We start from the raw sequence: 24,888 nt of genomic DNA, 5'->3' as shown, positions 1-24,888 counted from the left end.
GTTTGAACCAATGCCGGCTCGTGCATCGCCTTGCAGCCGGCAGAGTACGAAGGGGGACTCGCGCCACATGCACGGACTGCACCTGACTGCCGACCTTTACCAATGCGCAGGCTGCGAGCGCTACATGCTCGATGCCGATGCCATCGCCGGGCTTTGCCGCGAACAGACTGCGGCCTCGGGGCTGACCCTGGTGGATGACACCTGGGTAAAGTTCCCGCCCTATGAAGGCCAGCCTGGCGGGGTGACGGGTACGGTGCTGCTGGCGGAGTCCCATCTGGCCATACATACCTGGCCCGAGACGGGCAGTGTCACCATCGACGTCTATGTGTGCAATTTCTCCGCCGACAACTCGGGCAAGGCCCGCAGGCTGATGGACGGCGTGATCGACGCTTTCTCGCCCCGAAAGGTGTTGCGCCAGCAATTGATGCGCGGCGACATCGGCATGGCGCAGCCGGCAGACCACGACGTGGACCCTGCACCCGGGCCCGAATCCGGCTGGGCCATGGAGCAGCTCACGCCCCATGCGCGCTTTGGTTACCGCGCCACGGCGCTGCAGACGCGGCAGACCCCGTATCAGAAGCTGGATCTATTGCAGACGCCGCAGTTCGGCAAGGTGCTGCGTCTGGATGATTGCTTCATGACCTTCGAGGGCGAGGAGTTTTTCTATCACGAGGCGCTGGTGCATCCGGCCGCCATGGCCCACCCCGCGCCGCGCAAGGCCTTGATTCTGGGAGGCGGCGATGGCGGGGCCGCGGAGGAGCTGCTCAAGCATCCGAGCATCGAGCGCGTGGTGCTGGCCGAGCTGGACGAGGCCGTGGTGCAGTTCTCGCGCCAGCATCTGCAAGCCGTGCATCGCGGCGCGCTCGATGATGTCCGTGTCGAGGTCTGCATAGGCGACGGTCTGGCCCTGATGGAGGCAACCGATGAGCGCTTCGATCTGGCGCTGATGGATCTGACCGATCCAGACACCCCGGCCAGCGCCCTGTATGCGCCTGACTCGCTGGCATGCATGAAGCGTGTGCTGGCACCGGGCGGCGCGCTGGTGCTGCATCTGGGCAGTCCCGTCTTCCACGGCCCGCAGGTGGCTGAACTGGTGCGCAGCCTGCGTCAGCAGTTTGCCGTGGTGCGCTGCTACGGCCTCTACATTCCGCTTTACGGTGCTTACTGGGGGCTGGCCGTGGCCTCCGATGAGCTCGATCCGCTGGAGCCGAAGGCGCAGCAGCTGGCCGAACGCCTCAGGCAGCGCAAGGTGCGGGATCTGCAGTATTACAACGAGCAGGTGCACGGCGCGCTGTTTGCGCTGCCCAACTATTACCGCGAGCTGCTCAAGTGAGTCAGCCGGCCTCGCCCAGCAGCGCTTTCTTGAGCTGCTGATCGGCGGGCCTGGGGCCCAGCCAGATGCCGAGCAGGGCGTTGAAGAATTCGGGCTCCTTGAAGGCCTCGCCCTGTGGCTGGCCCTTGACGGTCACGATGGTGCCCTGGCCGGGCAGCCAGTCCACCATGAAGGTCTCGCCTGCAAGCAGCTTTTTGTGCTGGGTGAAGATCTCGCTCATGCGCATCACCCCTGGAATCAGCTTGGAGAAGGCTGCCCGCTCCATATTGTCTTCCATGCCGCGTGAGAACAGCTTGCCCAGCTCGGCCGAGTCGATATCGCGCAGCATGGTCACGCTGATGCGCTTGGGACCGGGCAGGGCGGCGATTTCCTGCAGGCTGCGCGCCGGCTTTTCCAGATACAGGCCGGCGGTATAGACCTTGAAAACGGCCTTGTAACGTGTGCCTGCACCGTTGAGCTGCAGGGCCTGACCCTGCAACTGCAAGCTGGGTGCGTAGTTCACACCATGCAACTTGACGGGTTCAGTCGGGCGCTCCTGAGCATGGAGGGCAAAGCTGGCAAGCGCTGCAGCCAGCAGCAAAGCCTGTGGCCAACGTAAGCTGGGCATGAATGTCTCCTCGTGTTGGTTGTTCCTGGCCGCTCTGCAGGTGGCCTTGAATTGCGAACGGTCGTGCATATTTGTGTCTGCCAGATTTCATCGCAATAAGGACTGTCCCCAGCATGGAAGTCATTGCACGGCATAGAAGCGTCATTGTTTGCGCGTCGGCGCTATGCGCTACACTGTCCGCATCATGTTCATTCATCGCACGTTCAATGCAGGTTGTGGAGACCGGGGAGCCTGGCCCTGGCGTAAGCCTGCACATCTGAACTGCTGAAGCACCCGGCACGAGCCCGGCGTGCACCCCGCGGCCCCATGCGTTGCATACTTCGGGCCAATTGGAATGAACCGGCGCATCCTCTCTTCAAACGCGTCATCTGCTTCGCAATCAAACTTGTGCAGATGCACCATGCGCCATGACTCCCGGAGCTTCTCTCGTGATCACGGAACTGGAATTCAAATCGCTTGCGGCCCAAGGCTATAACCGCATCCCGCTGCTGATCGAGGCCTTTGCCGACCTCGAAACTCCGCTGTCCCTCTATCTCAAGCTGGCCCATGCCAATGGCGACGGCAAGTACAGCTTTCTGCTGGAATCCGTCGTCGGCGGCGAGCGCTTCGGCCGCTACAGCTTCATCGGCCTGCCGGCACGCAGCTTTGTGCGCGCCTCGGGCTTCGGTGACCAGGCCAGGACCGAGGTCGTGACCGATGGCAAGGTGGTGGAGACAGCCGGCGGCAATCCGCTGGACTTCATCGCGGCCTATCAGCAGCGCTTCAAGGTGGCCGTCACGCCGGGCATGCCGCGTTTTTGCGGCGGTCTGGCCGGCTATTTCGGCTATGACGCCGTGCGCTATATCGAGAAAAAGCTGGAGAACAGCTGTCCGCCCGACAGCCTGGGCACCCCCGACATCATGCTGCTGCAGTGCGAAGAGGTCGCCGTCATCGACAACCTCTCGGGCAAGCTCTACCTCATCGTCTACGCCAACCCCGGCGAGGCCGAAGCCTATACCCGCGCCAAGAAGCGCCTGCGCCAGCTCAAGGACCAGCTGCGCTATTCGGTCAGCGCGCCGCAGATCCGTGCCGGCGAGAGCTATCCCGCAGAGCGCAGCTTCGACAAGCAGGACTATCTGGACGCCGTGCAAAAAGCCAAGGAGCTGATTGCGGCGGGCGACTTCATGCAGGTGCAGGTAGGCCAGCGCATTCACAAGCGTTTCACGGCCTCGCCGCTGTCGCTGTACCGCGCGCTGCGCTCGCTCAACCCCAGCCCCTATATGTACTTCTACCATTTCGGAGATTTCCATGTGGTGGGGGCCAGCCCGGAGATTCTGGTGCGCCAGGAGCGCACGCCCGACGGCCAGAAGGTCACGATCCGCCCCCTGGCCGGCACCCGTCCGCGCGGCAATACGGTGGAGGCCGACAAGGCCACCGAGCAGGAACTGATCGCCGACCCCAAGGAGCGTGCCGAGCATGTGATGCTGATCGATCTGGCACGCAACGATATCGGCCGCATTGCCAGGACCGGCAGCGTCAAGGTGACCGAGGCCTTTGCCGTGGAGCGCTACAGCCATGTCATGCATATCGTGAGCAATGTGGAAGGCATCTTGCAGGACGGCATGGACAATATGGATGTCTTCAAGGCCACCTTCCCCGCCGGCACATTGACGGGGGCTCCCAAGGTGCATGCCATGGAAGTCATCGACCGGCTCGAACCCAGCAAGCGCGGCATCTACGGCGGTGCCTGCGGCTATCTGAGCTTTGCCGGCGACATGGATCTGGCGATTGCGATCCGTACCGGCGTCATCAAGGACAACGTGCTCTATGTGCAGGCCGCTGCCGGCGTGGTGGCCGACTCCGTGCCCGAGCTGGAATGGAGAGAGACCGAGCACAAGGCCCGCGCCCTGCTGCGCGCCGCAGAACTGGTTGAGGAAGGTCTGGAATGAAAAACGACTACTCCCTGAGGCGCTGCGCACCTTCTCCCTTGAAGGGGGGACGACGGCCTTTGCTGGGGCAGCCCACGCTGCGGGGCGGCCCTTGCTGGCCCTCTCCTGCAAGGCGATGCAACAGCTTCAAGTGCAGTGACTGACCTGCCACGCGATGGAGAAATGCAATGAATCGTTCCATTGAGAAGGTGCAGCACTGCACCACCATGGAAGATGTGCGCCGCAACGTGAATGCGCTCGACGATGTGTTGGTGCCGCTGCTGGTCACGCGCATCGGCTATATGCAGCAGGCAGCGCGCATCAAGGGTGATGCAAGCCAGGTGCGCGATGAGGCGCGCATCGAAGCCATCGTCAGCCGCGTGCGTGAGCGCACGGCGCAGGAGGGCGGCCAGCCCGATGTGATGGAGACCGTCTATCGTGCGCTGATGGAAGCCTGCATCGACTACGAACACCAGGAATTTGCGCGTCTGCGTGAACCCAAGAAATCAGGGGAGTAAGACCATGAAACTGCTGATGGTCGATAACTACGACAGCTTTACCTACAACATCGTCCAGTACTTTGGCGAGCTGGGCGCGCAGGTGACTGTGGTGCGCAATGACGAAACCACGGTGGCCGAAGTCGAGGCGCTGATCGCGCGCGAAGGCATCGAGCGGTTGGTGATCTCGCCCGGCCCCTGCTCGCCCAACGAGGCGGGCATCTCGGTGGCGGCGATCAAGCATTTCGCGGGCAAGCTGCCGATTCTGGGTGTCTGCCTGGGGCACCAGAGCATTGGCGCGGCCTTTGGCGGCGACATCATCCGGGCTGGCCAGCAGATGCATGGCAAGACCAGCGTGATCAGCACCGACCAGAAGGGCGTGTTTGCCGACCTGCCCAGACAGTTCACGGTCAACCGCTATCACTCTCTGGTCATAGACCGGAACACGCTGCCCGAGTGCCTTGAAATCACGGCGACCAGCGAAGATGGTGAAATCCAGGGGGTGCGCCATCGCGAACTGGCCATCGAGGGCGTGCAGTTCCACCCCGAGAGCATTCTGACCGAGCATGGCCATGCCATGCTGAAGAACTTTCTCGAGCAGAAATAACCGCTGATTTATTGATAGCTGCCAGCGCTTGTCACTGCTTGATTTCAGAATAAAAACAATAGGAAATCAATTTTTGGTATGCGCAAGCAGCTCCTAAAAGCATAGTGAGGTATTGCAATGATCACTCCCCAGGAAGCGCTGCAGCGAACCATCGAGCATCGTGAAATCTTCCATGACGAAATGCTGCATCTGATGCGCATGATCATGCGCGGCGAGCTCTCGCCGGTGATGACGGCCTCCATCATCACCGGCCTGCGCGTGAAGAAGGAAACCATTGGCGAGATCTCGGCTGCGGCCGAGGTGATGCGCGAGTTCTCCAACAAGGTGAACGTGCACGACAAGAGGAATCTGGTCGATATCGTCGGCACCGGCGGCGATGGCGCCAACACTTTCAACATCTCCACCTGCTCTATCTTTGTGATTGCGGCGGCGGGCGGCAAGGTGAGTAAGCATGGCGGGCGCAGCGTCAGCAGCAAGTCGGGCAGCGCCGATGCCATGGAGGCGCTGGGCGTCAACATCAACCTCAACCCGTCACGAATAGCCGATTGCATACGCGATGTGGGCATAGGCTTCATGTTTGCGCCCAACCATCATCCTGCCATGAAGAACGTGGCCCCCGTGCGCAAGGAACTGGGCGTGCGCACCATCTTCAACATCCTGGGCCCGCTTACCAACCCGGCATCCGCGCCCAATATCCTGATGGGCGTGTTCCACGAAGACCTGGTCGGCATTCAGGTGCGTGCCCTGCAGCGCCTGGGCGCCGAGCATGCGCTGGTCGTCTACGGCCGTGACGGTCTGGATGAGATCAGCCTGGGCGCGGGCACGCTGGTCGGCGAGCTCAAGGACGGCGTGGTGCGCGAGTATGAAGTCCATCCCGAGGACTTTGGCCTGCGCATGGCGGGTACGCGCTCGCTCAAGGTCGAGAACCCCGAGGAGTCCAAGGCCATGCTGATGGGCGTGCTGCAGGGGGACCAAGGCCCGGCACGCGATATCGTCTGTCTCAACTCCGGCGCTGCCCTGTATGCGGCCAATGTGGCCGGCTCGATCGAAGAGGGCCTGGAGCGTGCGCAGAAGGCCATCGATAGCGGCGCGGCACTGGCCAAGCTCCAGGAGCTGGTGGCCTATTCGCAAAAGCTCGGCCAGGCAGCAGCATGAGCCTGCTGGATGCGCCCATCTGGAGCGATGCCGGCACCTGGGTCGTGCTGGGCGTCTGCCTGCTGTTCATCGTGGTGGGCATAGGCATGCACCGCGTCATCATGAAGGTATTGCGCGTCCCGGCAGATGCCGCCACCAACAAGGAAAACCATGTCTGACATTCTGAAGAAAATCTGCGACGTCAAGGTCCAGGAAGTTGCCGCTGCCAAGAAGGCCGTGCCGTTTGCCGAGATGCGCCGCGATGCGGAAAGCCGTGTCTCCACGCGCGATTTCGTAGGCGCCATCCGTGCCAAGATCGCCAAGGGACAGGCCGGCGTGATCGCCGAAGTCAAGAAGGCCAGCCCCAGCAAGGGCGTGATTCGGGCCGATTTCGATCCTGCCGATATCGCCCAGAGTTACATGGTGGGCGACGGCAAGATCAGTGCTGCCTGCCTGTCGGTGCTGACCGATCGCCAGTTCTTCCAGGGGCAACCAGACTATCTCAAGCAGGCCCGCGCGAGCACGCTGCTGCCGGTGCTGCGCAAGGACTTCATGGTCGACCCCTACCAGATCTACGAATCGCGGGTGATGGGCGCCGACTGCGTGCTCTTGATCGCCGCCTGCCTGGACGATGCGCAGATGACCGAGATGGAGCAGATTGCGCACAGTCTGGACATGGATGTGCTGGTGGAAGTGCATGACGCCGAGGAACTGCAGCGTGCACTCAAGCTCAAGACGCCGCTGGTGGGCATCAACAACCGCAATCTGCGCAGCTTCGAGGTCGATATCCAGACCACGATTGTGCTCAAGAAGGATGTGCCCGCCGATCGCCTGCTGGTGACCGAGTCCGGCATCCTGAGCCGGGACGACGTGAAGACCCTGCGTGAGGCAGGCGTTGATGCCTTCCTGGTGGGAGAGGCCTTTATGCGTGCCCGCGAGCCGGGTGAGGCCCTGGCCCAGCTGTTTCAGTAAGCTGCAGGCGGCTGCGCAGGTTCAGCGCAGCACCTGCACGTCGGCATCCAGAAAATAGCCGGCGCCGCGCTTGGTCTTGAGCAGCGTGGGCGAGCGACCCGACGTTTCCACCTTGCGGCGCAGGCGCAGCATCTGTACGTCGATGGCACGGTCGAAGACCGTGTCTTCGGCCTGCGTCATGTCCATGATCTGTTCACGGCTCATGATTTGCTTGGGGCGCTTGAGCAGGGCCAGCAGCAGTGCGAACTCGCTCTTTGTGAGCCCCACTTCGTGCCCGGCGGCGCTGATCAGGCTGCGCGTGCGCAGGCGCAACTCCCAGCCGGCAAACCTGAAACCCTGGGGGTTGAGGCTGAAGGCCGGGCGGGCACAGGAGAAGAAGGCCTGCGCGGCAGAGACTGGCAAGTGACTGGCAGAAGACGTGTGCATGAAAAACTCCCTGTGAGCCTGAGCTGCCGAGCGGTCAGCTGTGTTGGAGTCGATTTTTTGCAAAATGTCAGAATGTGTCACTCACTGAAATCAGGTATTTTGGGTCCCCGATAGCAGCCAAGCCTGCAGGAACTCCTTCGGGACGGTCGTGGAAGTTGAGAAAATCAAGGCATGAACCTCACCAGCCAGAGCACAGTTGCTAACACCGCAGCGCCTACCCAGTTGACGAGTGCAGATCCGCAGGACTGGCCAGTCTCGTCAGGTTGGCAAACCGTTGTCGACACCTTTTTTGCGGGAAATACCGGCCAGAAGCTGCTGCAGTTCCTGCAGCAAAGGCTGGATGCCGGTGCGGTGATCTTTCCCCCCAAGCCTCTGAGGGCGCTGGAGCTGACCGCATCGCAGGATGTGCGGGTCGTGATCCTAGGGCAGGACCCCTATCACGGCCGCGGGCAGGCCGAGGGGCTGGCATTCTCGGTCGCCCCGGGGGTGCGTGTTCCGCCCTCGCTGCAGAACATCTTCAAGGAAATGCAGCGCGAACTGGGGACGCCGTTTCCGGCTTTTCCCCAGCCCGGCGGCAGTCTGGTGGGCTGGGCCCAGCACGGCGTGCTGCTGCTCAACACCAGTCTGACGGTGGAAGAGGGGTAGGCCGCAAGCCATGCCAAAAAGGGCTGGGAAGAGCTGACCGACGCCATCATTCGCCAAGTGGCCGAGCAGGGGCGGCCCACGGTCTTCATGCTCTGGGGCTCGCATGCCCAGTCCAAGCGGGTGTTCATTCCCCAGGATAGAGGCCATCTGGTGCTGATGAGCAACCACCCTTCGCCGCTATCGGCCCTGAGGCCGCCCGTGCCCTTTATCGGTAACGGACACTTCGGCAAGGCCAGGGAATTCAGGCTCAGGCACGGCTATTGAGAGGCTCGCTCAGCGGGAGGCTCAGCGTTTTTCCCGGATACCCAGCCAGACACCCATCAGGCCGCTGAGCGTCACCACCGCCATGCCGATCAGCGATGTGCTGTCGGGAAGCTGTCCAAAAAACAGCCAGCCCATCAGCATGGCGAAGCCGATCTGGCTGTAGAGAAACGGGGCGACAGTCGCAGGCGTGGCGTGGGTGTATGCCTGCAGCAGCATCAGGTGGCCGATGCCGCTGCAAAGCCCCATCACGGCCGCTGCCGCGTAGATCTGCCAGTGATCGATGGGCTGCCATACCAGGCCGACCAGCGGCGTGGTCAGCAGTATCGGCAGCCAGGTGGAGTAAAGCTGGGTGGTCGGAGGCGAGTCCAGGCGCGACAGACGGCTTCCCAGTACCTGGTAGGTGGTGCCGGATATCAGCAGACCCACGGGCCACAGGGCGGCCAGACCCAGGGCCTGGCCGTCATTTTCCGGCCGCACAATGGCAATCACGGCCAGCAGACCGATCACCAGCAGTGACCAGCGTGCAGGGCTGACCTGTTCCTTGAAGAAGAGTGCCGATGCGACCACGATGAACAGCGGGGCTGCAGACCAGATGGCCGTGAAATTGGCCAGGGGCATGTTCTGTATGCAGAAAAAGGCGCAGACCGTGGTCAACAGCCCTGAGATCGCGCGCAGCAGCTGAAACTTCAGGTTCCGGGTTTTCAGTGCCGACAGGCCATGCCGGGGCAAAACCAGCAAGCTGGTGACAAGGGCCTGGGCCATGAAGCGCAGCCACAGCACCATGAGCACCGGCAGCAGCTTGCCGCTGAACTTGGTGGCGCTATCCAGAACTGCAAACAGCGCACAGGCGAATATGGTGAGCAGAACACCGCGAATGGCAGACTGCGCTGACGTGGAAAGTGTGGGAGAGAGCCAGCGGGGTAGCATGTCCGTTGCGATTTGCGACAAAGAAGCGAGAAATTCTAGGGGGGTGAGGCGTCCGGCCTGCGTTGCGGCGCCCAAAAAAATGCCCGCACTGTCTCGGGTGCGGGCAGGGGGGCGGTGGGGGGCTTACCAGGGCATGGCGTTACGAATGCGCGCAATTTTCTCGGCCTGCTCGGGCGAGGACTCTTTGGCGGTGCGAAGCGCCTGCCGGATGAAGACAAACAGCAGCAGCAGGAAACCGGTGCCCACGGCCGCACCAATGGCCAGCATGGGCTTCTTGGGCTTGATGGAGCGCTCGGGCAGGGTTGGCATCTGGATCACGTCGTCGTTGTCCAGACCGCCGAGGCGACGCTCCATGTCCAGAATCCCCTTCTGGCGGTTGCTGTTGGCGGTCAGCAGTTCGCCATAGAGGCGGCTGGTGGCTTCGGTGACACTTTTGCCGGAGGAGAGATTGGCGGAAGTTTCATGCTCAAGCTTGAGCGACTCCTCCAGGCGTGTCTTCTCGGAAGCCAGTTGCACTTCGAGCTGCTTTTTTTCCAGACCGCGTGGCTTGCTCAGGGGAAACAGGGTGTCCAGCAGTGCCTGGTTGAGCTTTTGAGCCGCTTCGGGCGACTTGGCCTGTGTTGCAATATTCAGCAGCTTGTCCTGCTTGCCGACATTGACCGTGATGCGCTTGCTGAGCTTTTTATAGATCTCTTCCTTGGTCAGGCCATCGTCCAGGCCCGCCACGGGAGCAATCTGGTGCAGCACGTCTGCGGACATGGCCAGGCTGGCGGCCATGGGGGCGGTAAAGCTGGAGCCGGCACGCTCCACCTGAACCGATGCGCTGCTTTCGTAGGTCTTGGGGATCACCAGACCGATGCCGTAGGCTGCGATGCCCGCCAGCAGCGGACCGAAAATCAGAATCTTCCAGTTTTCCGCGAGAGTGACCAACAGATCCAGCAGATCCAACTCTTCATCTTGTGGGGTTTGAACTTCCATTGATTTTTTTAAATGACTAAATAAATAAGCACTTTGACAAAACGATGAAATCTACCACTAAGAAAAGATTGGACCCAGTGTTTCTGTAACGCCTTATGCCAGGATCCGTCGCAGCGGCTCCAATATGTTGCAGATCAGCGCTGGCGCTCCAGCAGCATGGAGTCGCCATAGCTGAAGAAGCGGTAGTGCTGGGCAATCGCATGCTGGTACATGGCCATGATGTGCTCGTAGCCCGCAAAGGCGCTGACCAGCATCATCAGCGTGCTTTTGGGCAGATGGAAGTTGGTGATCAGCATGTCCACCACCTGGTACTGAAAGCCCGGGGTGATGAAGATGCTGGTGTCGCCGGTGATATTGCCGTACTTGGCCCAGGACTCCAGCGTGCGCACCGTGGTGGTTCCCACGGCAATGATGCGACCGCCGCGCTGGCGGCAGCGCTCCATGGCGGCCAATGTGGGCAGGGGAATGTCGTACCACTCGCTGTGCATGGTGTGGTCGGCAAGGTTTTCGGTCTTCACGGGCTGGAAGGTACCGGCACCCACATGCAGGGTGACGCTGGCGCGCTCCACGCCCTTGGCTTGCAGGGCGGCGAGCACCGTCTCGTCGAAATGCAGGGCTGCGGTGGGTGCGGCCACGGCGCCGGGGTGGGCAGCGAACACGGTCTGGTAGCGCTCGCTGTCTTCCTTTTCATCAGGATCATGCTCGGCGTTCTGCTGGCGCTCGATATAGGGCGGCAGCGGCAGGTGGCCGAACTGCTCCAGCAATTCATAGGGCGACTCGCCCTGGTTGCCCTTGAAGGAAAGATGGAACAGCGGCCCGTTCTCGTCCGGCCAGCGGCCCAGCAGCGTGGCTTCGAAACCGCCATTCCTGAGGCCGCCGCAAAGATGGATCTTGGCACCGGGCAAGGGCTTCTTGCTCACGCGCATGTGGGCCACGACTTCGTTGTTCTGCAGCACGCGCTCGACCAGCAGTTCGATCTTGCCGCCGCTGGCTTTTTCGCCGAAGACGCGTGCCTTGATGACCTTGGTGTCGTTGAAGACCAGCAGGTCGCCGGGCTGCAGCAGATCGGGCAGTTCGCGGAAGATGCGGTCGGTGGCGGGAAGGCTGCGGCCATCAAGCAGGCGCGAGGCGCTGCGAACGGCGGTGGGATGCTGGGCAATCAGGGATTCGGGCAGGTCGAAGTCGAAATCGCTGAGTGTGAATTCACGGGTGCTGGAAGACATGCGGTGCTTGAGGGCCGTACGAGGCCCGTTCCAAGTTCAATCAAACAAGTGGGCGATTGTCGCAAATCGCCATTAGGGCTGCCGGCTTCAGGGCTGAGCAGCAGCTGGGGTCCAGAGCTCGTTGAGATTCCTGAAGGGCCAGTCGGCAGGGTCTTCGCGCCCGACAATGCTGTCGTTGGCATGTGGGCAGGCCAGGTCGAGAATCTCGGGCGTGATGCGGCGCTGCTGGCTGAGGCAGTAAAAGCGCCGTACCTTCGGAGTCAGCAGGCAGTTCGGCGAGACATCCAGCACCACGGCAAGATGCTGAGACTGCAGCCGCACCAGCGAGCCCAGCGGGTAGATGCCCACTGTCTGGACAAACTGCTCGAAGATGGCCTTGTCGAAGTGGTGGGGCGCCCATTGCGCCATGCGCTGCAGCGCGATGGCCGGGTGCCAGCCCTGCTTGTAGGGGCGATCCGAGGTGATGGCGTCATAGACATCGCAGACGGCCGTCATGCGCGCCATCAGACTGATGTCGTCCTGCTTCAGGCCGTCGGGATAGCCCGTGCCGTCGACTTTTTCGTGGTGATGCAGGCAGGCATCGGTGACGGCATCATCCAGACCCTGAGGCAGCAGGAGTTCGTAGCCCCAGCGAGGGTGGGACCTCATGATGACCCATTCCTCGGCATCCAGCGCCCCTGGCTTGTTGAGCACGTCCAGAGGCACTTTGCTCTTGCCGATGTCGTGCAGCAGGCCCGCGACGCCCGCCAGATGCACCTGGTGTTCGTCCAGGCCCATGCGGCGCGCCAGACCTATCATCAGGGCGCATACCGCGATGCTGTGCATATAGGAGTAGTTGTCCGCAGTTTTCAGGCGCGCCAGGCTGATCAGAGCATGGGGGTTGCGCTTGATCGACTCCGCCATCTCGTCGACCAGTTGGCCTGAGGCTGGCAGGTCCAGCGGACGGCCCAGGCGAACGTCCCTGAACATGGTCTTCAGCACATCGCGCGCCTGCCCGATGATCTGGCGGGCCTGCTGCAACTCCACGCTGGTTCTGGTGAGCCGTGCAGGCGAGCTCGGCGCCGCTTCATCGTCTGGCGCCTCGCAGACCTCGGCCGGCGTGATGTCGGGAGCGATGTCGGCGCCTCTGCCGGTGTCTATCCACACCTGGCGGATGGTGGTGGCAAGCAGGCGTTCCAGGTCCCTGGGCTGTTCGAGCAGGAGGCTGGCACGCAAAAAGGGATGCTCCATCCACGAGCCACAGAACTCGTGCACGAACATTCCTGGGCGGAGGTGCTCGACATCAACTCGCTTCAACATGGAATTCTACTGAAACACAAAGTAACAAGCTGGGAATGGTAGCGATTTTGCATTTCTTGCGCTGGCGGGCAGTTGTTTGCAAACCTGAATATGCTGTATATAAATACATTGCTTTCCCTGTTGCGGGGAGTGTAGCCAAGGAGTCCTATTTGTCTGTGTCAAAAAAGCCTGTTGCCGAGCCTAAGTCTGCTGCCAAGCGCGCTGGCACTCGTGAAAAAAAGGCGGGCACGGATCGGGATGCCGCTCCCAAAAAGACCCTCAGCCCTGCGCAGCAGGCCCTATTGAAGATGGGGCTGACACGCGATATCGACCTGGCTCTGCACCTGCCGCTGCGCTATGAGGACGAAACCCGCATCGTGCCGCTGAAGAACGCGCGCGATGGCGAGACGGTGCAGATCGAAGCCACGGTCACGCACAGCGAGGTGCAACTGCGTCCGCGACGCATGCTCAAGGTCACCGTGGATGATGGCAGCAGCACCTGTGTGCTGACCTTCTTCAGTTTCTACCCGTCGCAGCAAAAGACCATGGCGCCGGGCGCGCGCCTGCGCATCCGCGGCGAAGTCAAGGGCGGTTTCTGGGGACGGCAGATGATGCACCCCGCGTTCCGGGTGGCAGGCGGAGAGCTGCCCACGGCGCTGACTCCGGTCTATCCCGCCAGCGCAAGCCTGCCCCAGGCCTATCTGCGCAGGGCCATTGCTTCGGCGCTGCTGCGTGCCGACCTGTCCGAGACCTTGCCTCCGGAGCAGTCGCCTCCCATTGCGCAGTTCTATGGTCAGGATGGGCTTCAGCCCGCATATGACTTGCGCAATGCGCTCACTTTTCTGCATCACCCAACGCCCGATGTGGCACTGGTCACGCTGGAGGACCATTCCCATCCTGCCTGGCAAAGGCTCAAGGCCGAAGAGCTGCTGGCCCAGCAACTGTCCCAGTACGAGGCCAAGCGCGAGCGCGCCCGCTTGCGCGCGCCCGTGCTCAGGCCGCAGGCCGGGATGGCGGATCTGACCCAGCAGTTTCTGGCGCAGCTGCCGTTTGGCCTGACGGGGGCGCAGCAGCGCGTGGTGGGCGAGATTCGGGCCGATATGGAGCGCCGCATTCCCATGCACCGTTTGCTGCAGGGCGATGTGGGCTCTGGCAAGACGGTGGTGGCGGCCTTGTCTGCCGTGGCCTGTATCGAGGCCGGCTGGCAGTGCGCATTGATGGCGCCCACCGAGATTCTGGCCGAGCAGCATTTTGGCAAGCTGGTCGGCTGGCTGGAGCCGATTCTGGCGCCGCTGGGCAAAAAGGTCGCCTGGCTGGCGGGTGCCCAGAAAAAGAAGGAGCGTGCCGCGATGCTGGCGCTGGTGGAAAGCGGCGAGGCGGCGCTGGTCGTGGGCACCCATGCCGTGATTCAGGAGCAGGTCCAGTTCAAGAACCTGGCCCTGGCCGTGATCGACGAGCAGCATCGCTTTGGCGTGGCCCAGCGTCTGGCGCTGCGGCAAAAGCTCGCAGCCACGGGCATGGAGCCGCATTTGCTGATGATGAGCGCCACGCCGATTCCGCGCACGCTGGCCATGAGCTATTACGCCGACCTCGATGTCTCCACCATCGACGAGCTGCCGCCCGGGCGCACGCCCATCGTCACCAAGCTGATCTCGGACAGCCGCAAGGACGAGGTGATCGAGCGCATCGGCGCCCAGGTCGCCAGCGGGCGCCAGGTCTACTGGGTCTGCCCGCTGATCGAGGAGAGCGAAGCGCTGGATCTGTCGAATGCCACGGCGACCCACGAATATTTGAGCGAAACGCTGCCCGGGGTCATGGTGGGCCTGCTGCACTCGCGCATGCCCACGGCCGAGAAAAAGGCTGTGATGGAGCTGTTTTCGGCCGGCGTCATGGGTGTGCTGGTGTCCACCACCGTGATTGAAGTCGGTGTGGACGTGCCCAATGCCTCGCTGATGGTCATCGAGCACTCGGAGCGCTTCGGCCTGTCTCAGCTGCACCAGCTGCGCGGCCGCGTGGGGCGCGGCGCCGCGGCTTCGGCCTGCGTGCTGCTGTATTCGGTCAATGACAACGGGCGCCTGTCCGATACCGGCAAGGAGCGCCTGCGGGCCATGGCCGAGACGAATGACGGTTTCGAGATCGCGAGGCGGGATCTGGAGATTCGCGGTCCGGGCGAGTTCCTCGGCGCGCGGCAGTCCGGCGCTCCCATGTTGCGCTTTGCCGATCTGGAGCAGGATGTGCTGCTGCTGGACTGGGCGCGCGAGCTGGCACCGCTTATGCTTGAGCAATTTCCTGCACTGGCGGCACGCCATGTCAGCCGCTGGCTGGGTGGCAAGGCCGAGTATCTGAAGGCCTGAAGTACTGAAAATTGCGTTTGTAGACGTAAATAGTTACGTTTTTGCAGGAATATATGTAATCTTTTGCCTTGGTAATATGTGATTGAATGCAAAAACAGGATGAATCAATGCTGTTATTGATGATCCGAAAGATCCACTCTCTATGACTCTTACCGAATTGAAGTACATCGTGGCCGTTGCGCGGGAGAAGCACTTTGGCCGCGCAGCCGAAGCCTGCTATGTGTCCCAGCCTACGCTGTCCGTGGCGATCAAGAAGCTGGAGGAAGAGCTGGATGTCAAGATTTTCGAGCGCAGTGCCGGCGAAGTCTCGGTCACCTCGCTGGGCGAGGAGATCGTGCGCCAGGCGCAAAGCGTGCTGGAGCAGGCCAACGAGATCAAGGAAATCGCCAAGCGCGGCAAGGACCCGCTGTCCGGCGTTCTGACCCTGGGCGTGATCTACACCATCGGCCCCTATCTGCTTCCCGATCTGGTGCGCAACTCCATCAATATGACGCCGCAGATGCCGCTGATGCTGCAGGAGAACTTCACAGTCAAGCTGCTGGAGATGCTGCGCACCGGCGAGATCGACTGCGCCATCATGGCCGAGCCCTTCCCGGATACCGGCCTGGCACTGGCGCCGCTTTACGACGAGCCCTTCATGGCCGCCGTGCCCAGCACCCACCCGCTGGCGCAGAAGAAGAGCCTGTCCACCACGGATCTCAAGAACGAGACCATGCTGCTGCTGGGCGCGGGTCACTGCTTCCGCGACCATGTGCTCGAGGTCTGCCCCGAATTCGCGCGCTATGCCAGCAACTCCGAGGGCATTCGCCGCACCTTCGAAGGCTCCTCGCTGGAAACCATCAAATACATGGTGGCCGCCGGCATGGGCGTGACCCTGGTGCCGCGACTGTCCGTGCCCGAGGATGCGCTGGCTCCCATTGAGCGCCGTCGCCGCGCCGATGAGCCTCATATCCGCTATCTTCCGATTCATGAGGAAGACGGCATTGCGCCGCCCACCCGCCGTGTGGTGCTGGCCTGGCGGCGCAGCTTCACGCGCTACGAGGCGATTGCCGCATTGCGCAATGCCGTCTACGCCTGCCCGCTGCCGGGAGTGCAGCGTCTGTCGCAGTAAGCGTGGCTTCAGCGGCGCTAAGAGGGTGGGAGTCCGGATTCGTTAAACCCGAAAGGTGAGTGCATGACCAAGCAAGGCAAGGACAAATCGCAGAAAACAAAGTCGGACGGCGCGCCGCAGGTGCCCGCCGGCATCCACATCGGCATCAGCGACGAGGACCGCGCCGCCATCGCCAAGGGGCTGTCGGCGCTGTTGGCCGACACCTATACGCTGTACCTGACCACGCACAACTTCCACTGGAATGTCACGGGACCCATGTTCAACACGCTGCACACCATGTTCATGGCGCAGTACACCGAGCTGTGGAATGCCGTCGATCCCGTGGCAGAGCGCATCCGCGCACTGGGCCACCATGCGCCTGGCTCCTATGCCCAGTTCGGCAAGCTCACCAGCCTGCCCGACGCACCGGCCCAGCCGCCCAAGGCCCTGGAGATGGTGCGCATCCTGGTGCAGGGGCACGAGGCCGTGGCGCGCACGGCTCGCCAGCTGTTTCCCCGTGCCGACAAGGCCGGCGACGAGCCTACGGCCGATCTGCTGACCCAGCGTCTGGCCGTGCACGAGCAGACCGCCTGGATGCTGCGCTCCCTGCTCGAAGAGTGAGCCGCGCCGCGGCAGTTGCCCGGCCCGGCCATACTTTCAGTTTCGCTTAAGCCCTGGCGGGTTAGCCTCTGGAGGCCCGTCAGGGCTTTCGCTTTTTGATGCAGAAAGGAACGTGCGTGCTTGCTGTGGTGGAACCCTTGGTCTTGCTGGTGCAGTGGGTGGACGGACATGCCATCAGGATGTTGCTGCTGCTGTTGCTGGCTGCGGCCTGCATGCTGCGCTGGCGTGCACAGGGCCGGGCCGCGTGGCTGTGGCAGGACCGCCGCGCGGATCCCAGGCCTGGCGGCAACTGGCTGCTGGCGGTGGCAGGGCTGGCTGCCATTGCTCTGGCCCTGCTGATCATCGGCGTGCAGCAGTCACAGTCCCTTCAGCCGCAGCAGGGGCTGATGGCCCTGGACCTGAAGCTGCAGAACGCGGTGAGCGCAGGCCTGCCGCCCAGTCTGCAGCCCCTGGTGCGGGGCTGGACCATGCTCGGGGATTTGCGCGTCATGGGGCTGCTGGGCCTGGTCGTGGGCCTGTGGCTGCTGTGGCGACGCCAGGGCCTGCAACTGCTGGGCTGGGTGGTTGCCGTGGCCGGCACGGGACTGTGGGTGCGCTTCCTCAAGGCAACCATGCAGCGCGAGCGTCCGCTGGACGGTCTGGTGCATGAGGCCGGCTTCAGCTTTCCCAGCGGTCATAGCGCAGGCACGGCCGCGATTTTCGGCATGCTGGCCTGGCTGGTCGCTCGTCGACTGCCGCCGCGCTGGCGGGCCTGGGTCTTTGCGGCGGCAGTGCTGCTGGCCCTGAGCACGGGCTTGAGCCGCGTGCTGCTGTCCGTGCACCATGCCAGCGATGTGCTGGCGGGTCTGTGCCTGGGTCTGGGCTGGACGGCTCTGGTGCTCTGGCTGACAGACCGTGTCGAGCATGGGGGTGGCGCCCTGCGGGCGGTGCAGGCCGAGGCACAATTGCCCCTGCGCTGACCGCGGCCTGGGGGCCCGGTCGTGATCTCCTGCCTTCCGGAACTCCTCTCATGTCCGCCTCCATTCCTGCTTCGCCGCGCTCCAAGCTGTCGCTGTATCTGGATCTGATCCGCTTCAACCGTCCCGCAGGCTGGCTTGTGCTGGTCTGGCCCACGCTGGTGGCACTGTGGGTGGCCGGTCAGGGCTTTCCGGGCTGGCATCTGCTGGTGGTTTTTGTGCTGGGCACGGTGCTGATGCGCAGCGCGGGCTGCACCATCAACGATATTGCCGACCGCGACTTCGACAGGCATGTGAAACGCACCACCCGGCGTCCCATCACCAGCGGCCAGATTTCGGTCAGGGAAGCGGCCATGGTCGGCCTGGTGCTCACGCTGGTGGCCTTCGGCCTGGTGCTGTCGACGCGCTGGGAGGCCGTGGCCTGGTCGGTACCTGCCGTGTTGTTCACGATTCTCTATCCGTTCACCAAGCGCTTTTTTGCCATGCCGCAGGCCTTTCTGGGCATTGCCTTCAATTTCGGCATCGTGATTGCGTTTGCGGCGGTGACGGGCGAAGTCAATGCCACGGCCTGGACGCTGTGGCTGGCCAATATGTTTCTGGTGCTGGCCTATGACACGGAATACGCCATGGTGGACCGCGATGACGATCTCAAGATCGGCATGAAGACCTCGGCCATCACCCTGGGCCGTTTCGATGTCACGGCCATCATGCTGTTCTTTGTCCTGTGCTGGGGCCTGATCGCCTGGGTGCTGGCTCCCTATCAGCTGGGCTGGCCCTTCTGGCTGGGCATGGGCGTCGCAGCGGCCCAGATCGTCTGGCATTTCAGCCTGATCAAGAACCGCACGCGCGAAGGCTGCTTTGTCGCCTTCAGCAAGAGTCACTGGATTGGCGCAGCCATCTTTGCGGGCGTGGCGCTAGGGTATGCGTTGAAATAGTCCTGTTTTGATAGCTTGAATCGCTTGTTTGGTAAGCGATAGATGCCTGAATGACTCAAAAAAACCGGCCGAGGCCGGTTTTTTATTTGCCGAACTCGGCGGCCAGTTCCTGTGCGCGGATCTGGGCCTTGCGCATGGCTTCGATGAAATGCTCGGGCAGCTTCTGCTCCTGCATATGCGTGATAGCTGCATAGGTGGTGCCGCCTTTGCTGGTCACGCGCTGGCGCAGCACTTCGGCGCTCTCGCTGGAGCGTGCCGCCAGTTCCGATCCACCCGCAAACGTGGCCACGGCCAGCTTGTAGCTTTGCTCGGCGCTGAGGCCCATGTCGACGCCGGCCTGGGTCATGGCTTCGAGGAACAGGAATACATAGGCCGGGCCGGAGCCGGAGATGGCCGTCACGGCATCCAGATGCGCTTCCTGGTCCACCCAGCTGAGTTCGCCGGTGCTGCCGATCACGGTCTCGATCAGGGCCTTGCCCTGGGCATCGACCTCGGGGCGGGCGAACAGGCCCGTCATCCCCTTGCCGACCAGGGCCGGGGTATTGGGCATGGCGCGCACGATGCGGCGGGTGCCGGTCCAGGCCGCAATGCTGTCGGTGGTGATGCCGGCAGCTACGCTCAGGTGCAGGGCGTTGCGGGTGTGGGCGGCAACGGGAGCGGCCGCCTCCTTGAAGCTCTGGGGCTTGACGGCCCAGACCACCAGCTGGGCGCTTTGCAGGGCCTCGGTGGCGGCGGGCAGGGCGTCGATGCCGAAGCTGGTCTTGATCGCAGCACGCGTGGCTTCAAAAGGCTCGACCACGGTGATGCTGCTGGCCGGAACGCCCTGGCGGATCAGGCCGCCGATGATGGCGCTGGCCATATTGCCGCCGCCGATAAAGGCGATGGGAGGGAAGACGGAGGTCGAGTGGTCGGTCTGGCTCATGATGGTTCGATTCGCTTTGCAATGCAGCAAGTGGGCAAGCCTGTATTCGGATTCCAGGTGCAAAGCGGCACTATAAACCTGTGCCGCAGTGGCCGGGCTCCTCGCTCAGGGCGATCAACTGGGTGACTTCGGCGGGATTGAAGTTGTTGTCGCTGACCAGCAGCAGCACGCGCCGGCCATCGGGCAGCGGCGGCCCCCAAGTCATGCCCTCCAGGTTGTCCACGGAGCGCAGGCCGGCATCGGCCAGATCCAGCAGCAATTCCTTGTTTGCAGGCCGGTAGCTGCCTGGCTGCAGCTGGGCTTGGCCCAGCGTGTCACTGCTGGCGTCGGCACGGGTGCTGATGCGGTAGATGCGGGCACCGAAGCGCAGCGGCGGCGCAAAGGAGCGCTCCAGCACCAGCAGATGCTCTGCGTCGTCGGCCAGCACGGCGCTGACGCCGTTGATGGCGCCGCGTTGCAGCCAGATGTCGGCAGGCATGGCATCGGGCTGGTAGGCCAGCTGGCGTCGGGGCTGTTGCGTGCCCATGTCATAGGCGGTGATGCGCACCGGGCCGCCCGCTCGGCCGGGTGCGGGCAGGGGGCCGTCTTGTCTGAGCGCCGCTTCCATGGCCAGCCAGAGCGTCTCGCCATCCTGACTCAGCGCCAGACCTTCGAGCGTGAGGTTGCTGCGTGGCCCCTCGGACTTGCGGGTCGGCTGGCGCAGCTCGGGCGGCAGCGGCCACTCACGCTGCCAGCGCCCGTCCGTGCCCGATTGCAGCAGCTGCGGGCCGAATCCGCGTGCGAAGTCGCCCTCGCTGCTCCAGATCAGGGACTGCCCTCCCGGCAGCACGCGCAGGGCTTCCGCGTCGGGCGTCGCGATGCCGGGCAGGGGCTGGCGGCGGCTGGCATAGGGGGCCTGGGAGGGGCTGAGCAGCGGCCGCGCATCGTGCAGCCTGACCTGATGCAGGCCGCGGGCGTCGTAGTCGATACGGGCCGTGTAAAAGCGCGCCGGCCCATGGGCTAAGCGGTCGTCGCTGACCAGGAAATACAGATGGCTGCCCGCGTCGTAGTCGATCGAGGACAGGCCGCCCACGGTCGTGCCGGCAAACAGCTGCTCGTGCGGCCAGCGGATCTCGCCGAGCAGAGACCAGGGCCGGGCCTGGGGCGTGCTGCAGATGCGGTGGGGTGCGAGCGACGCCGTCGTGCAGGCGGCAAGGCTGGCGCAGATCAACAAGAGGCCCCAAAGCCAGCGCGGTCGTGGATTGTTCACATTTGTGCCTTGTACTTTTCGCCGATCGCTTTCTAAGATGCCCAGCGGTACGGTTCCATGCCGCGTGGTGCGGCACGGACAACGCTCATCGGAAATAGGGAGCAATCATGGCATCCAATGTCAAAAAATGGTCGGCGGAGTTTCTGGGTACTTTCTGGTTGACCTTTGGCGGTTGCGGCAGCGCGGTGCTGGCAGCTGCCTTTCCCGAAGTGGGTATCGGCCTGCTGGGCGTGTCTTTTGCCTTCGGTCTGACGGTGCTGACGGGGGCCTATGCCTTCGGTCCGGTCTCAGGCGGCCACTTCAATCCGGCGGTCTCCGTCGGTCTGGCAGTGGCCGGGCGCTTTCGCTTTGCCGAGCTGCCCGGCTACATCATTGCCCAGGTCCTGGGCGCCATCGTGGCGGCAGCCCTGCTGTACTTCATTGCCAGCGGAAAGGCTGGTGCCCATGTGACCGATCTGGCCACCAATGGCTATGGCGAGCATTCTCCGGGCAAGTTCAATATGGCGGCGGCGCTGGTGACCGAAGTCGTGCTGACCGCCGTGTTTCTGCTGGTGATCCTGGGCTCCACCACCAAGAAGGCCGCCGTGGGCTTTGCGGGCATGAGCATCGGCCTGTGCCTGACGCTGATCCACCTGATCTCCATTCCCGTGACCAATACCTCGGTCAACCCTGCCCGCAGCACCGGCCCGGCGCTGTTCGGTCCTGCCATTGCGCTGGAGCAGCTATGGCTGTTCTGGCTGGCTCCCATCGTGGGCGCCATCATCGGCGCCGTGATCCACAAGGCGCTGCTGGGTGACGAAGACTGAGCGCTGCGACTGTTGTGCCCCAGTGGAAAAGGGATGCCTTGGCATCCCTTTTCTGATGGTTCTTTGAGGGGCGGGCGCTTGCCAGCCAGCGGCTTTACTGCGCCGTGGTCTGGCGCACGGCCTGTTCCCAGCGCTGCATCAGCTCGTCGGCGCGGTCCTTGCCCAGCGTGGGCAGGAAGCGGCGCTCGGCCTTCCACAAGGCCGACAGCTCCTCGGTGCTCTGATAGACGCCGCTGGACAGGCCGGCCAGATAGGCCGCACCCAGAGCCGTGGTTTCCACGCAGGCCGGGCGCACCACGGGAATGCCAAGCAGGTCGGCCTGGAACTGCATCAGCAGATTGTTCACACAGGCGCCGCCGTCCACACGCAGCTCGCTGACCGGCGTGCCGCCCGTGGCCACGGCGTCACGGCTCATGGCGCCGAGCAGGGCCGCACTTTGGTAGGCAATGGATTCCAGGGCCGCACGCGCGATATGGGCCATTGTCGTGCCGCGTGTCAGTCCGGTGATGGTGCCGCGCGCATCGGGTTTCCAGTAGGGGGCGCCCAGGCCGGTAAAGGCCGGCACCAGCATCACGCCGCCGCTGTCGGGCACGCTTTCGGCCAGTTGCTGCACCTGGCCGCTGTGCTCGATGGCCTGCAGTCCGTCGCGCAGCCACTGCACCACCGCTCCGCCGACAAAGACGCTGCCTTCCAGCGCAAACTGGGGCTGGCTGCTCGCCTGGGCGGCCGATGTGGTCAGCAGGCCGTTGCTAGAGGTCTGGAAACTGCTGCCCGTATGCATGAGCATGAAGCAACCCGTGCCGTAGGTGTTCTTGGCCATGCCTGCGTCGAAGCAGGCCTGGCCGAACAGCGCGCTTTGCTGGTCGCCGGCCACGCCGCCGATATTGATGGAGCCGCCCAGCACCTCGTCCGCCGTCTGGCCGAAATCGGCGGCCGAGGGCAGGACTTCGGGCATCAGGCCCGCAGGAATGTCGAGCAGGGCCAGCAGATCGGTATCCCACTGGTTGCTGTGCACATTGAAGAGCATGGTGCGGCTGGCGTTGCTCACATCGGTGACATGGCGCTTGCCGCCCGTCAGCTGCCAGATCAGCCAGCAATCCACCGTGCCGAAGGCCAGCTCGCCGGCTTGCGCTGCGGCGCGTGCGCCGGGCACATGGTCAAGCAGCCACTTGAGCTTGGTGCCTGAAAAATAGGCGTCGATGCGCAGGCCGGTTTTGCGCAGAATGGTGTCGCTGTGACCGGCTTCGCGCAGCTGCACGCAGGTGGGTTCGGCGCGGCGGTCCTGCCAGACGATGCCGTGGTGGATGGGAGCGCCGGTCTTGCGGCTCCAGACGATGGTGGTCTCGCGCTGGTTGGTAATACCCACCGAGCGGATATCGGTGGCCTTGAGGCCCGCCTTGGCCAGCGCCTCCTTGGCGGTGGTCAGCTGGGTGCGCCAGATCTCGCGCGGGTCATGCTCCACCCAGCCCGGCTGCGGGTAGATCTGCGGCAGCTCCAGTTGGGCCGATGCCACGATGCGGCCTTGCGTGTCGAAGACGATGGAGCGGGAGCTGGAGGTGCCCTGGTCCAGGGCGAGCAGATAGGTTGTCATGGGTTGTCCGTGATTCAGAGGGGGAGCACAAAGCGCGCCATTTCGGCCTGTTCGCTCCAGCCCTGGCGGGAATAGAAGCCGCGCACATAGGAAGGGCGCTCGCGGTTGTTGACCAGCCAGATGCGCAGGCAGTGGCGCTCGCGCGCAGCCTGCGTGGCCGCATCCAGCAGCTGCTGGCCCAGGCCGGCACCGCGTGCTGCTTCGGCGACAAACAGCTCGCTGACATAGGCCTCCCAGCCCTGCTGCACGGCGACCGGCAGCCAGTGCACGGCGCAGTAGCCGTGAATGCGGTGCTGGCCATCTTGTGCCACCAGCATCAGGGAGCGCTCCGGCCCGGCCTGCAGCTCGTCCAGCAGTGCCTGCACGGCCTCGGTGTTCTGGGCGGCGGAATGGGTTTCATAGGCCTTGAACCAGCCTATGTCGTGCAGCAGCCCGGCAATGCCTGCTGCATCCCCGGGGAGCGCGGAGCGGATCAAATAGGGGGCTGCGTTCATTGGGCGATGGTGCATTGCACCTCGGCATCGCGCAACAGGGCATCGAAGGGGGCGGAGGGCGGCACGTCGGTGAACAGGCGGTCGATCTGGTTCAGGCGGGCCAGCTCCACCATGGCCTGGCGGCTGAACTTGCTGTGGTCGGCCGCCAGCCAGACTTCGCGCGACTGGCCGATGATGGTCTGGGCCACCTTGACCTCGCGCAGATCGAAGTCGCGCAGGCTGCCGTCCGATTCGATGGCCGAGATGCCGATCACCGCAATGTCCACCTTGAACTGGCGCATGAAGTCCACGGCAGCCTCGCCCACGATGCCGCGGTCGCGGGTGCGCACCACGCCACCCGCGACGATGACCTCGCAATCGGCATTGCTGCTGAGGATGGCGGCGACATTGAGATTGTTGGTGATGACGCGCAGCCCCTTGTGATGCAGCAGGGCCTGGGCCACTGCCTCGGTGGTGGTGCCGATGTTGAGAATCAGCGAGCAGCCGTTGGGAATGGCCTCGGCAATGGCACGCGCAATGCGCATCTTGCCTTCGGCATGCAATACCTGGCGCTGGGTATGGGCCAGATTCTCCACGGTGGCGCTGGGTACGCGCACGCCGCCATGAAAGCGCACCAGCAAGCCGGCATCGGCCAGCTTCTGGATGTCGCGGCGCACGGTCTGCAGCGTGACCCCGAGGATTTCGGCCAGTTGCTCTACCGAGGTGGATTGGCGGGCGCGGACTTCTTCGACAAGCTGCAACTGGCGTGGATTGCTGTTCATGACTGGTGACTGGTTATATAGGTGCTATTGGCGCATGGACGCGCTGCAGGCGAATAGCTCTACAGGCGAGAGCGCCAGCCGCAGCGGGCAGTGCAGGGATTGTGAGCGAATCCAAACGAACCTCTAATAGGGTGATTTTCTATGGAATTGCCCGGTAAAAAACAAAAATGAATCCACGCCGAGTCTGAAGTCTGACAGCAAGCTGCGGTGATATGTCATCGTGGCGAGTTGTTGCAGCAGTAACAATGGGTGAGGCAAGAAGCATGCAGTTCATGCATGGAGAGTGTGCAAGCGCGCCGATAGCCGGTGTC

Annotated in this window: 24 protein-coding genes and 1 pseudogene; 14 read left to right on the top strand and 11 right to left on the bottom strand. The window is 63.3% G+C overall.

Translation table 11 applies throughout. The features are described 5' to 3' along the window. The first annotated feature begins 67 nt into the window (after positions 1–67). A complete protein-coding gene (gene speE, locus O987_RS25450) occupies positions 68–1,333 on the top strand; it encodes a polyamine aminopropyltransferase (protein WP_043375534.1) in 1,266 nt (421 codons plus the stop codon). A 1-nt stretch (position 1,334) separates the two neighbouring features. Here the strand turns inward: speE and O987_RS25445 are convergent, their stop codons facing one another. Beyond that, positions 1,335–1,940 carry a chalcone isomerase family protein gene (locus tag O987_RS25445; protein ID WP_043377001.1) on the bottom strand — a complete coding sequence of 202 codons (606 nt, stop codon included), beginning with the start codon at positions 1,938–1,940 and terminating at the stop codon, positions 1,335–1,337. 428 nt (positions 1,941–2,368) lie between these two features. Between O987_RS25445 and trpE the strand changes: the two genes are divergently transcribed. From trpE to trpC, 6 genes are all read left to right on the top strand, one after another. Beyond that, positions 2,369–3,868, top strand: coding sequence for an anthranilate synthase component I (trpE, locus tag O987_RS25440; protein ID WP_012840114.1), 1,500 nt, complete (start codon positions 2,369–2,371; stop codon positions 3,866–3,868). Between the two features lie 167 nt (positions 3,869–4,035). Then, positions 4,036–4,365 (top strand): chorismate mutase, encoded by a 330-nt coding sequence (locus O987_RS25435; protein WP_003060763.1) that lies wholly within the window; start codon positions 4,036–4,038, stop codon positions 4,363–4,365. Between the two features lie 4 nt (positions 4,366–4,369). Continuing rightward, the gene (locus tag O987_RS25430; RefSeq protein WP_019043149.1) at positions 4,370–4,951 is read left to right on the top strand and encodes an anthranilate synthase component II; all 582 of its coding nucleotides are present in this window, start codon (positions 4,370–4,372) and stop codon (positions 4,949–4,951) included. A 111-nt stretch (positions 4,952–5,062) separates the two neighbouring features. Further along, on the top strand, positions 5,063–6,106 hold the full coding sequence (gene trpD / locus O987_RS25425; RefSeq protein WP_144244974.1) for an anthranilate phosphoribosyltransferase: 1,044 nt from the start codon (positions 5,063–5,065) through the stop codon (positions 6,104–6,106). Further along, complete coding sequence (locus tag O987_RS29310) at positions 6,103–6,264, top strand: hypothetical protein (RefSeq protein ID WP_003050438.1); 162 nt, start codon at positions 6,103–6,105, stop codon at positions 6,262–6,264. Before trpD ends, O987_RS29310 begins: the two co-directional genes overlap by 4 nt. Then, positions 6,257–7,057: an indole-3-glycerol phosphate synthase TrpC gene (trpC, locus tag O987_RS25420; RefSeq protein ID WP_003050441.1), complete on the top strand. Its 801-nt coding sequence runs from the start codon at positions 6,257–6,259 to the stop codon at positions 7,055–7,057. The genes O987_RS29310 and trpC overlap by 8 nt, the downstream gene beginning before the upstream one ends. Before the next feature lie 21 nt (positions 7,058–7,078). Here the strand turns inward: trpC and O987_RS25415 are convergent, their stop codons facing one another. Then, a complete protein-coding gene (locus tag O987_RS25415; RefSeq protein WP_043376997.1) occupies positions 7,079–7,483 on the bottom strand; it encodes a winged helix-turn-helix domain-containing protein in 405 nt (134 codons plus the stop codon). Between the two features lie 171 nt (positions 7,484–7,654). Here O987_RS25415 and O987_RS25410 point away from each other — a divergent pair. Beyond that, a pseudogene (locus O987_RS25410) lies at positions 7,655–8,392 on the top strand (uracil-DNA glycosylase). A gap of 21 nt (positions 8,393–8,413) precedes the next feature. Here the strand turns inward: O987_RS25410 and O987_RS25405 are convergent. From O987_RS25405 to O987_RS25390, 4 genes are all read right to left on the bottom strand, one after another. Then, positions 8,414–9,340 (bottom strand): DMT family transporter, encoded by a 927-nt coding sequence (locus O987_RS25405; protein WP_232536063.1) that lies wholly within the window; start codon positions 9,338–9,340, stop codon positions 8,414–8,416. A gap of 102 nt (positions 9,341–9,442) precedes the next feature. Continuing rightward, the gene (locus tag O987_RS25400; protein ID WP_043375529.1) at positions 9,443–10,297 is read right to left on the bottom strand and encodes a Wzz/FepE/Etk N-terminal domain-containing protein; all 855 of its coding nucleotides are present in this window, start codon (positions 10,295–10,297) and stop codon (positions 9,443–9,445) included. 134 nt (positions 10,298–10,431) lie between these two features. Next, on the bottom strand, positions 10,432–11,520 hold the full coding sequence (gene queA / locus O987_RS25395) for a tRNA preQ1(34) S-adenosylmethionine ribosyltransferase-isomerase QueA (RefSeq protein ID WP_003050455.1): 1,089 nt from the start codon (positions 11,518–11,520) through the stop codon (positions 10,432–10,434). A gap of 87 nt (positions 11,521–11,607) precedes the next feature. Continuing rightward, on the bottom strand, positions 11,608–12,819 hold the full coding sequence (locus O987_RS25390; RefSeq protein ID WP_043375526.1) for an HD-GYP domain-containing protein: 1,212 nt from the start codon (positions 12,817–12,819) through the stop codon (positions 11,608–11,610). A gap of 155 nt (positions 12,820–12,974) precedes the next feature. Between O987_RS25390 and recG the strand changes: the two genes are divergently transcribed. The 5 genes from recG to ubiA all read left to right on the top strand — a co-directional run bounded on the left by recG (position 12,975) and on the right by ubiA (position 18,754). After that, on the top strand, positions 12,975–15,152 hold the full coding sequence (recG, locus tag O987_RS25385; RefSeq protein ID WP_419177862.1) for an ATP-dependent DNA helicase RecG: 2,178 nt from the start codon (positions 12,975–12,977) through the stop codon (positions 15,150–15,152). 142 nt (positions 15,153–15,294) lie between these two features. Beyond that, the gene (locus tag O987_RS25380) at positions 15,295–16,263 is read left to right on the top strand and encodes a LysR substrate-binding domain-containing protein (RefSeq protein ID WP_003050465.1); all 969 of its coding nucleotides are present in this window, start codon (positions 15,295–15,297) and stop codon (positions 16,261–16,263) included. A 63-nt stretch (positions 16,264–16,326) separates the two neighbouring features. Further along, positions 16,327–16,863, top strand: a complete 537-nt coding sequence (locus O987_RS25375) for a Dps family protein (RefSeq protein ID WP_003050469.1) — start codon at positions 16,327–16,329, stop codon at positions 16,861–16,863. A gap of 116 nt (positions 16,864–16,979) precedes the next feature. Next, complete coding sequence (locus O987_RS25370; RefSeq protein ID WP_235214216.1) at positions 16,980–17,822, top strand: phosphatase PAP2 family protein; 843 nt, start codon at positions 16,980–16,982, stop codon at positions 17,820–17,822. 50 nt (positions 17,823–17,872) lie between these two features. Continuing rightward, positions 17,873–18,754 (top strand): 4-hydroxybenzoate octaprenyltransferase, encoded by an 882-nt coding sequence (gene ubiA, locus O987_RS25365; protein ID WP_043375522.1) that lies wholly within the window; start codon positions 17,873–17,875, stop codon positions 18,752–18,754. An 82-nt stretch (positions 18,755–18,836) separates the two neighbouring features. Here the strand turns inward: ubiA and proC are convergent, their stop codons facing one another. Further along, positions 18,837–19,676: a pyrroline-5-carboxylate reductase gene (gene proC, locus O987_RS25360; protein WP_003050478.1), complete on the bottom strand. Its 840-nt coding sequence runs from the start codon at positions 19,674–19,676 to the stop codon at positions 18,837–18,839. Positions 19,677–19,746: 70 nt separating this feature from the next. After that, positions 19,747–20,925 (bottom strand): esterase-like activity of phytase family protein, encoded by a 1,179-nt coding sequence (locus tag O987_RS25355; protein WP_043375520.1) that lies wholly within the window; start codon positions 20,923–20,925, stop codon positions 19,747–19,749. 107 nt (positions 20,926–21,032) lie between these two features. Between O987_RS25355 and aqpZ the strand changes: the two genes are divergently transcribed. After that, entirely contained in the window at positions 21,033–21,731 is a 699-nt protein-coding gene (gene aqpZ / locus O987_RS25350; protein WP_003050485.1) for an aquaporin Z, read from the top strand. Between the two features lie 94 nt (positions 21,732–21,825). Here the strand turns inward: aqpZ and glpK are convergent, their stop codons facing one another. Genes glpK through O987_RS25335 form a run of 3 tightly spaced genes read right to left on the bottom strand, consistent with a single transcriptional unit; the run spans position 21,826 to position 24,577 of the window. Further along, positions 21,826–23,322 (bottom strand): glycerol kinase GlpK, encoded by a 1,497-nt coding sequence (gene glpK / locus O987_RS25345; RefSeq protein WP_043375518.1) that lies wholly within the window; start codon positions 23,320–23,322, stop codon positions 21,826–21,828. 14 nt (positions 23,323–23,336) lie between these two features. Beyond that, positions 23,337–23,816, bottom strand: coding sequence for a GNAT family N-acetyltransferase (locus tag O987_RS25340; RefSeq protein ID WP_043375515.1), 480 nt, complete (start codon positions 23,814–23,816; stop codon positions 23,337–23,339). Then, a complete protein-coding gene (locus O987_RS25335) occupies positions 23,813–24,577 on the bottom strand; it encodes a DeoR/GlpR family DNA-binding transcription regulator (RefSeq protein ID WP_003050492.1) in 765 nt (254 codons plus the stop codon). Before O987_RS25335 ends, O987_RS25340 begins: the two co-directional genes overlap by 4 nt. Between the last annotated feature and the right edge of the window lie 311 nt (positions 24,578–24,888).

It is taken from the genome of Comamonas testosteroni TK102, assembly GCF_000739375.1.
Taxonomy (GTDB): Bacteria; Pseudomonadota; Gammaproteobacteria; order Burkholderiales; family Burkholderiaceae_C; genus Comamonas; species Comamonas brasiliensis.
This window is presented reverse-complemented; position numbering and strand designations above follow the sequence as displayed.

Bases quoted from the DNA above. Each gene is read 5' to 3' on its own strand.
- speE (WP_043375534.1), top strand. From the start codon at position 68: ATGCACGGACTGCACCTGACTGCCGACCTTTACCAATGCGCAGGCTGC.
- O987_RS25445 (WP_043377001.1), bottom strand. From the start codon at position 1,940: ATGCCCAGCTTACGTTGGCCACAGGCTTTGCTGCTGGCTGCAGCGCTT.
- O987_RS25435 (WP_003060763.1), top strand. From the start codon at position 4,036: ATGAATCGTTCCATTGAGAAGGTGCAGCACTGCACCACCATGGAAGAT.
- O987_RS25430 (WP_019043149.1), top strand. From the start codon at position 4,370: ATGAAACTGCTGATGGTCGATAACTACGACAGCTTTACCTACAACATC.
- O987_RS29310 (WP_003050438.1), top strand. From the start codon at position 6,103: ATGAGCCTGCTGGATGCGCCCATCTGGAGCGATGCCGGCACCTGGGTC.
- trpC (WP_003050441.1), top strand. From the start codon at position 6,257: ATGTCTGACATTCTGAAGAAAATCTGCGACGTCAAGGTCCAGGAAGTT.
- O987_RS25415 (WP_043376997.1), bottom strand. From the start codon at position 7,483: ATGCACACGTCTTCTGCCAGTCACTTGCCAGTCTCTGCCGCGCAGGCC.
- O987_RS25400 (WP_043375529.1), bottom strand. From the start codon at position 10,297: ATGGAAGTTCAAACCCCACAAGATGAAGAGTTGGATCTGCTGGATCTG.
- queA (WP_003050455.1), bottom strand. From the start codon at position 11,520: ATGTCTTCCAGCACCCGTGAATTCACACTCAGCGATTTCGACTTCGAC.
- O987_RS25390 (WP_043375526.1), bottom strand. From the start codon at position 12,819: ATGTTGAAGCGAGTTGATGTCGAGCACCTCCGCCCAGGAATGTTCGTG.
- O987_RS25380 (WP_003050465.1), top strand. From the start codon at position 15,295: ATGACTCTTACCGAATTGAAGTACATCGTGGCCGTTGCGCGGGAGAAG.
- O987_RS25375 (WP_003050469.1), top strand. From the start codon at position 16,327: ATGACCAAGCAAGGCAAGGACAAATCGCAGAAAACAAAGTCGGACGGC.
- ubiA (WP_043375522.1), top strand. From the start codon at position 17,873: ATGTCCGCCTCCATTCCTGCTTCGCCGCGCTCCAAGCTGTCGCTGTAT.
- proC (WP_003050478.1), bottom strand. From the start codon at position 19,676: ATGAGCCAGACCGACCACTCGACCTCCGTCTTCCCTCCCATCGCCTTT.
- aqpZ (WP_003050485.1), top strand. From the start codon at position 21,033: ATGGCATCCAATGTCAAAAAATGGTCGGCGGAGTTTCTGGGTACTTTC.
- glpK (WP_043375518.1), bottom strand. From the start codon at position 23,322: ATGACAACCTATCTGCTCGCCCTGGACCAGGGCACCTCCAGCTCCCGC.
- O987_RS25340 (WP_043375515.1), bottom strand. From the start codon at position 23,816: ATGAACGCAGCCCCCTATTTGATCCGCTCCGCGCTCCCCGGGGATGCA.
- O987_RS25335 (WP_003050492.1), bottom strand. From the start codon at position 24,577: ATGAACAGCAATCCACGCCAGTTGCAGCTTGTCGAAGAAGTCCGCGCC.